Annotated in this window: 2 protein-coding genes; both read left to right on the top strand. The window is 45.5% G+C overall.

Going from position 1 to position 8,990, the window contains the following annotated elements:
- Window positions 1–97: 97 nt before the first annotated feature.
- Window positions 98–796: a class I SAM-dependent methyltransferase gene (locus W234_RS0101435; RefSeq protein WP_025644046.1), complete on the top strand. Its 699-nt coding sequence runs from the start codon at window positions 98–100 to the stop codon at window positions 794–796.
- A 949-nt stretch (window positions 797–1,745) separates the two neighbouring features.
- Window positions 1,746–8,990: ESPR-type extended signal peptide-containing protein (locus W234_RS0101445; protein WP_037058610.1), on the top strand; the 7,245-nt coding region annotated here is incomplete at its 3' end.

Raw genomic sequence — 8,990 nt, forward strand, 5'->3', positions numbered from 1 at the left:
GGTCACTAGGCATAGTGCAACCTTCCCTACTGTTCGATCTTCCTTAACCATTTCCATGTACTCCCCTATGCCATTTCCCCTCTGTTTAGGATCCGCTATGACTACTCCGACTGATCCAACTACCCCTATGGATGTACGCTTACGTTATCAAACGCTTGAGTTTGGCGATATAGATATTCATGTCTGTACCTTACGCGACAATCAAGAGTATAGCGATCCGGACGGTATAGCAGCCACTTTGGGTATCTGCTCAGCCTCCTGGCCAATCTTTGGGGTGCTGTGGCCATCAAGCTTGGTACTAGCTCATCATATGCTAGAGTACGATATAGCAGGCAAGCGCATCTTGGAGGTTGGCTGCGGTATGGCGCTCTCAAGCCTGCTGCTCAATCATCGTCAAGCAGATATCACCGCGACGGACTACCATCCAGCAGTGCAGTATTTCTTAGACAAAAATGCAGAGCTCAATGGCAATAAGCGTATCATTTTTGAGCGTTTGGAGTGGTCAGAGCATAAAAGCGATTTGGGTCTATTCGATACTATCATCGGTAGCGATTTGCTCTATGAAGAGCCGCACGTGGCGCTACTGGCAGGCTTTATTGGACGACATGCTAAGCCAAACTGCGAGGTCATCATCGTCGATCCGGGACGAGGCCGGAAAAACAAACTCATCGCTAAGATGGAGGAACAAGGGTTTAGTAGTGAGCAGCAAAAACCTATAGATACGATCTATCTGGATCAGCCCTTTAAGGGGCATTTATTGATGTTTTTGCGTCAGTCAAAGCCTAAAGTAACCTAATATTAATTAGATAGTATGTTACTACTTATTAAAAAACAGTGCTTGATACCTCGTCTGTCTAGGTTACTAAGCACTTTTTTATACTATTAAACGGCTAGTTCCAATAGCAGGCTCAAGCAAAAAACAATAGATAAGCATTTATTATACCCACTAGAAATGACTATACTTAGACTCACCCCATTCCACTCTCCTCTTGATCACTATTCTCTCTAATATAATTCGTTACCACACTTATTCTTATCTAACACTTCCCAGACAGCATACCGGCCTGTTATATGATTTTTATATTATAAAAAACCTGCCTACTAACTCCTAAATAAAGTGTTGATTAAACTCCTACCTACTCCTTATCTAAACCTTATCAAAGATAGTTAATTAGCTCTAACGTCCCTGTAATTATCATTCAAGTCATTCTTAGTTAATCTATAAAAAATTATAGAAGGTCGTTTTTGAGGATAAACGGTTTATATTTTATAAAAAATTTTAGCTAAAAATAGCCGATACCTCTTATCTGCAACTTTATCCGGTTCATCGTCCTTATTTTAGAAGTGTGTCATAAAGGCATTACTGCTAACCTGTAGCTTCAAAGCCTTTAACTCTCTTACTTTTTCTTTTATAGACATAGTTATCTAGACCTAATTAGCTCGTTTCTCATTTATATATTCACATAAACGGATAGACGGTTGTAAATTTGGTTTGAGTGGCATTGCTTTTATATTCGGTAAAGTTAATATATAGAGTAGGTAAGTTTTCCAAGGCTGCTTAAATAGCAGAAGGGTTAAGAGCATAGTGAGTAATTTTTGGTATTTAAACGGTGATATCTACTTATACCATTTAGTACTAATTAATAAGTGCCTTATAACCGCTAATTCCTTAACTCAGCTTATCTACTTACATTATCTTGGTGCCGATCTAATGCTAGCACCAACTCTGAAAAGGAATTCAGCTCATGAACCGCATATATAAAGTCATATGGAATGAAGCCTTAAATTGCTTCACCGCAGTGGGTGAATACGCCAAAACACGCGGCAAATCTTCCAAATCCAGCGTTAGCGCGAATGCTAGCATTAATACCACTTCTAACCTTTCTTCTACTCGTTTTTTTCGTTTATCTACCATAGGAATAGGACTGATAGCGGCTGGTCTTACTATGTCGCCACAGGTATTCTCTGCTACTGGAGTAAATGGTGCAGTAGCCACTGGCGTAACCAGTTGTGGTACAAGCGCAATAGCAGGGAAGACTGATAGTGTCGCAGTGGGTTGCGATTCTGTTGCAGACTTATCATCTGATCCTAATATATATTTTTATGATAGAGAAAATCCTGATAACAAACCTCCTATTGTTGATACAAATACGGATTTTAACTCTACTGCGATTGGTACTGGCGCCAAAGCTAAAGAGGCAGGTACATCGATAGGCATGCATGCTTCGTCCAGGAATCTAGGCGTAGCTTTAGGTATTCAAGCAAAATCTGACAATGTAGCAGCGCTCGCTATTGGGCCCGCTGCCCTAGCCAAAGGTAATACGTCACTTGCTTTAGGTCGTCAATCTGCCGCAATAGCTGACTTTGCTCAAGCAATCGGTAATGTTGCTTCTGCTACGGGTACAGGCTCTTTAGCAGTCGGTCATTCTGCTAGAGCAGAAGGTTACCGCTCGATTGCTATTGGCTCTGCAGATATTGCTAATGCTGGGAAGAAGGGTGATCAAGAAGGCGTCACATACCAAATCAATCAGCAGACTTTAGCGGAAGGCGAAGACTCCATCGCTTTAGGTAGCGGTGCAGAAAGTTTAAAAGAGGACAGTGTCGCTTTAGGCTCATACTCAACTGCCAATGTCGCAGGTGGCATCACAGGTTATGATCCAACAGGTAATAATAATGCTGCCATCACAGCCACAAAAAGTACGACTGGTGCTGTGAGTGTGGGTAGATCTGCCTCCAACGAGAAAGCAGCGGTTCGTCGTCAGATTGTCAACGTTGCAGCAGGTACCAACAACAGCGACGCGGTGAACGTCAGCCAACTTAAGGGGCTTGCAGGTTTAGAGCTCGACTTTGATGGTGATACAGGTAATACGGTCAGTCGTAAATTGGGTGAGAAACTCACCGTCAAAGGCGGCGCCGCCACGGCATTGTCAAGTGGTAACATCGGTGTGGTAGCTGACGATAGTGACAATACCTTAACGGTTAAACTGGCCAAAGACCTCACTAACATGAACAACATCACCTTCTTAGGTGGTAGCACCGTCAGCTTAAGTGGAAACGGTCTCAATAACGGTGGCAACCAGATTACAGGGGTAGCCAGTGGAGGCTCACTAACAGATCCCAATGATCAGAACAACGCAGCCAACATCGGTGATCTAAACGATGCTGTCTCGAACAACAAAACCAAGTACTACAGCGTGAAATCAATGGGCGGTAGCAACGATGACAACCAAGGTGCAACGGGTGTCAACGCTATGGCTATGGGTCGAAACGCCAGTGCGACTGGTAGTCAAGGCATTGCTATTGGTAGTGTAGGAGGAGGCTCCGCTCAGCGCACTTTAGCCAGTGGTGAGCAGTCTATTGCCATTGGTGCCAACGTTGTATCAAGTGGTAACTCTTCTATCGCCATTGGTGGTGATGACTTAGATGCTGCTTCAGCAGATGCTGGAGCTATATTTACAGCCTATACAGGCAGTAGCCTTGTTGAGACACCGCCTTATATGGTAAACACAGAATCAGATGGTGCCGCCTCTATAGCGATAGGTGCAAAAGCACTGTCTAAAGGTGACTTATCTACCGCTGTTGGTGTACGTTCAAGCTCATCAGGACAGGCATCTTCTGCCTTTGGTATGGGGTCATCAGCAAGTAAAGACGGTTCGGTGGCACTAGGTGCAGGTTCTACTACGCTTAATGATGCAACTTACCAAGAGAAGCTTACTATTGGTAATAAGGATTATTTTTACGCTGGCGCGACCAATGATAAAGGAGCACAGGTCTCTGTTGGCTCAGAAGAGCGTGAGCGTCAAATCAAGCATGTCGCTAGTGGCGAAGTAAGTAAAACCAGTACGGACGGTATTAATGGTAGCCAATTACATGCTACTAACGAGTCTGTTAAAGATTTAAGTGATGTAGTTGTGTCTAACAAGACGCACTTCTATAGTGTAAATAGCACAGATTCAACTCGTGGCAATTACAATAACAATGGTGCGACTGGTGTTGATGCCATGGCAGCTGGAATTGATGCGTCAGCGGAGGGTGAGAATGCGACAGCGCTAGGAACAAACTCTAACGCTGAAGGTACGCGGAGCACTGCGATTGGTTATAAAGCACAAGCTAAAGATAGAAACGCAATTGCTTTAGGTTATAAAGCTAATGCTAGTAATAAACACTCCACTGCGATAGGGTATGCTGCTAACGCGGGTTATGCTGCAATTGCGATAGGAGATGCCGCAACAGCGACCAAAAAAGGGTCAACAGCGATAGGAAGCAAGTCTGTCTCGACTGGAGAGTACAGTACAGCCTTAGGACGCGCGGCTAAAGCACTTAAAAAGAATACTGTAGCGCTGGGGTATAATACTACTGCCAGTGGTGATTCTAGTGTGGCTATCGGAGACGGATCCAAAGCGAACGGTGTTAATAGTATCGCAATTGGTACAGGTAACATCGTCAATGGCGATAACTCAGGTGCCTTTGGTGATCCTAATATTATCAACGGTACAGGTAGTTATGCGGTTGGTAATAACAATATCATCGATGCGGATAACGCCTTTGTGGTCGGTAATAACGTTACTGTCGCAGCGGGCTTAGACGGTGCAGTTGGTATTGGTAATAACTCTACTGTCACAGCTTCTACGGTCACTAGCTTTGTCCCTACTGGCGCAACTAGTGTTGTAGGAACCGCAACTGGTAGCAATGTGGTCAGTGTCGGTAGTGCAGATAATGAGCGGCGCTTAACCAATGTTGCTGCGGGTGGTGCGGACACTGATGCAGTGAATGTCTCTCAGTTGAAACAATTGAATAATACGGTTGTGGCTAATAAAACGCACTTTTATAGTGTCAATAATACAGATCCGACCGCGGGCAACTACAACAACAATGGCGCGACTGGTAATAATGCGATGGCAGCTGGAGTCAATGCTAACGCAGTAGGCTTAGATGCCACTGCAGTTGGCTCTGCTTCGAACGCTGAGGGAAAATGGAGTACTGCAGTTGGCTTTAATGGAAAAGCTAAAGGTAGAAGCTCAGTTGCTCTAGGTCATCAAGCTAATGCCAACCATAATAATGCTGCGGCGGTAGGATATGGCGCATCAGCGGGTTATGCCTCTACTGCGATAGGAGAGAGGTCTAAGGCTGAAAAGAAAGGCTCAACCGCTATAGGAAGCCAATCCGAAGCGATTGGAGTATATAGTACTGCGTTAGGACGAGAGGCTAAAGCAGTGGGCAATAATAGTATAGCATTAGGGCATGGAGCCACAGCTTCTGGTAATGGCAATGCATTTGCTGGTCGTGATACTGCCGCTATAGCATTAGGACTAAATTCCACAGCGTCTGCTAAAGATAGTATGGCATTAGGGCAAGATGCTGAAGCGACAGGGGATGATTCTATTGCTATGGGTCATGGTGCTATTGCTAGCGGCAAGCAGTCCATCAGTGTTGGTACTGGTAATGTGGTTTCAGGCGACAACTCAGGTGCTTTTGGTGACCCTAATATTATTAGTGGCACTGGTAGTTATGCGGTGGGTAATAACAACAATATTGCTAATAACAATACTTTTGTTCTGGGTAATAATGTTGGCACAACACAAGACAACAGCGTTGTGCTAGGTCATTTATCTACTGATCGTGCTGCTACGACTGAAACTGGCATCACCATTAATGGAACGAATTATAGTTATGCCGGTAAAGGCTCTGCTACAAATGGTGTCATGAGTGTTGGTTTTGTTGATGGCGAACGTCAGATAATTAACGTAGCTGCAGGCGAAGTAAGTGCAACCAGTACTGACGCCATCAACGGTAGTCAGTTACATGCCACTAACGAAGCGATTAGTGACATCGACTTCCCTATCCGTTCAAGTAATGTGCAGCCATACACTACATCAGTAACAGGTACCAATGCATTGGCGGTTGGCTCTAATGCTATAGCAAACGGTGACCGCTCAACCAGTGTTGGAGAAAACGCTAAAGCTATTGGTATCCAAGCTAGTGCCTTCGGTTCTGGCGCAGAAGCTACAGCTCGTAGCAGTTTAGCATCAGGTTTTGAAGCTAAGGCTAAAGGCGGCGAATCAGTTGCTTTAGGCGTCAAGAGTAACGCCGAAGGTTTAGGTGCTACAGCGGTTGGTCCTACTGCTAACGCTCGGGGCGAAAACAGTGCTGCTTTAGGTCGTCGCTCTAAAGCAGACGGATCAGGTGCAATGGCTTTAGGTGGTTTCTCTCAAGCTAAAAGTGAAAACGCTACAGCTGTTGGTTTTGAAGCTGAAGCAACGGCTGTCGAGGCTAGCGCCTTCGGTCATAAAGCGAAAGCTGCAATGGAGGGTGCGACGGCGATTGGTACTAATGCATTCGCTAAAGCTATCGATGCAACAGCTGTTGGTAACAAAGCTCAAGCTGGTCGTAATAGCATTGCTTTAGGTATGAATGCAAATGCCCTAAATAGCGGAACAGTAGCATTAGGTACTCAGAGCTTCGCAGGTCAAGGTGCAACCGTTGTTGGCACTAATGCAAAAGCTAGTGGTAAAGATAGTACTGCATTGGGTCGTTTCTCTGAAGCTAAGGATGCAGACTCAGTAGCCTTAGGATCGTTCTCTAAAACAGCTGCGGCCATTGGCACATCTAGCATTGTACTAGCTAACGGAACGTATACTTTTGCTGGAGCTGTACCAAAAGGCACAGTAAGTGTCGGATCTGTAGGTGCAGAACGTACCGTTACTAATGTAGCTGCTGGACGTATTAGTGATAACAGTACTGATGCCATCAATGGTAGTCAGTTACATGCTACTAACGAAGCAATTGATGATTTGAGTGGTACAGTTATCGCCAACAAAACCAAGTACTACAGTGTAAAAAGTGGTGCTACAGGAAACAAAAACAACGATGGTGCACAGGGACCAAACTCTATGGCTATGGGCGGCAACGCCAGTGCTACAGGTGGTCAAGCCATTGCCATTGGTAGTGGTGAGAGTGGTCAGAACACCGTAGCTAGTGGTCAGCAATCTATCGCCATTGGTGCCAACGTTGTATCAAGTGGTAATTCTTCTATCGCCATTGGTGGTGATGATTTAGATGCTGCCTCAGCAGATGCTGGAGCTATGTTTACAGCCTATACAGGTAGTAGCCTTGTTGAGTCACCGCCTTATATGGTAAACACAGAATCGGATGGTGCAGCCTCCATCGCCATTGGTGCAAAAGCACTGTCTGAGGGTGCGCTATCTACCGCTGTTGGTGTGCGTTCCAGCTCAGCCGGTGATGCCTCTTCTGCCTTTGGTATGGGGTCTTCAGCCGTCGCTGAAGGTTCAGTAGCACTTGGGGCAGGGTCAGTGGCCAATGTAGCAGGTGGTGCTATGGGCTATGATCCAACCGGTAGTAGCGATGCCGCTATCAAAGCTACCCAAAGTGGTGCAAGGTATGGTGCTGTCTCAGTAGGAAATGGAGCTGAGGGCGGCAATCGTCAGATCGTCAATGTAGCTGCAGGTACCAATGATAGCGACGCGGTAAACGTGGCGCAATTAAAAGGTCTGTCTGGAGTAGTGAATCAAGGGCTTAAGTTTGATGGGGATACTGGCACCCCCGTCACCCGCCAAATGGGCGATACGCTCACAGTAAAAGGCGGGGCGACCAATTTGTCAGATAACAATATCGGTGTAGTTGCTAACGATACCAACAAGACTCTAACCGTCAAGCTGGCAAAAGACCTAACCGGTCTTGATAGTGTGACTACTGGCAATACGGTAATGAGTAATAATGATGGTGTTACCTTCCTTGGCGGTAGCAGCGTACAGTTAAGCGATGCTGGTTTACATAACGGTGGCAACCAGATTACAGGGGTAGCCAGTGGAGGCTCACTAACAGATCTAAATGATCAGAACAACGCAGCCAACATCGGCGATCTAAACAATGCCATCGGGGACGTAACCACTTTAGGCTTCGGTATCAAGGCTGCTGATAATAATACAGTTCAGAAGAACCTAGGTCAGACAGTAGATATTATAGGCTCTAATGGCAACATTACTACGCAAGTAGACAGTGGCAAAGTTGAAGTCGTGCTTAATAACAATCTCGATTTAGGCAATAACGGCACTGTCACCACAGGTAACGTGTTAAGTGGCACTAACGTTAATCGCCTTGGCATGGTGACAGGTGGATTGCTAACGGGTGGCGTTACTACGGTCAGTGGTGCAGGTGTCACAGTAACAGGTTTAAATCCATTCAATCCTTCTAGCGCAGCTTTAACTAGTAATGGTTTGACCATCCTGAATGGTCCAAGCATCACTAAGAGTGGCGGTGTCAATGCTGGTAATAAGAAGGTTGTTAACGTTGATGATGGACTGATAGGTCTAAACAGTAAGGATGCCATTAATGGTGGCCAACTTTATGAGACAAATAATGAGATTGCCAAGGGTATTAAGTTTAACGTAAACGATGCTAGCAGTCGTGGCACTTTAAAACGTACCTTTGCTTTAGGTGAAGAAATCAAGCTTGACACCGATAGCAATCTGACTACCACAGCATTACCATTAGGTGATGGCATTAAACTTGGCTTAGCTGACATGATTCAAGTTGGCACAACCAATCCTGTCAGTATCAATGGTAATACGGGTACAATCTCAGGTCTAACCAATAGAACCTTTGATCCAACAACGACCTATACTGGTGGCATAGCGGCTACTCAAGAACAGTTGTCAGGGCTTAGTGGCACTATCACTGACTTAGGTTTCGACATCACGGCTGACAATGCTTCCTTAGCCCCTAATGAAACTAAAGACAAAGTCAAACTTGGTGATACGGTCAAATACACCAGTGCAGATGGCAGTATCGTCACTACAGTGGCAGATAATGAAATCGACTTTGCATTGGGCGACAACCTCAATGTTGGTGGAGCAGGTCAAGACGGTGAAGATGGTGTAGATGGCTTCATCGGCGTCAATGGCGCAGACGGTGCATCTGGCGTGGCGATTAATGGCGCTGATGGCACAATCGGTCTAACGGGTCCTGCAGGG

The organism is Psychrobacter sp. TB15, assembly GCF_000511655.1.
GTDB classification, from domain to species: domain Bacteria; phylum Pseudomonadota; class Gammaproteobacteria; order Pseudomonadales; family Moraxellaceae; genus Psychrobacter; species Psychrobacter submarinus.

What these genes read in the sequence shown, in the direction of transcription:
- W234_RS0101435 (WP_025644046.1), top strand. Translation starts at nt 98, where the DNA reads ATGACTACTCCGACTGATCCAACTACCCCTATGGATGTACGCTTACGT.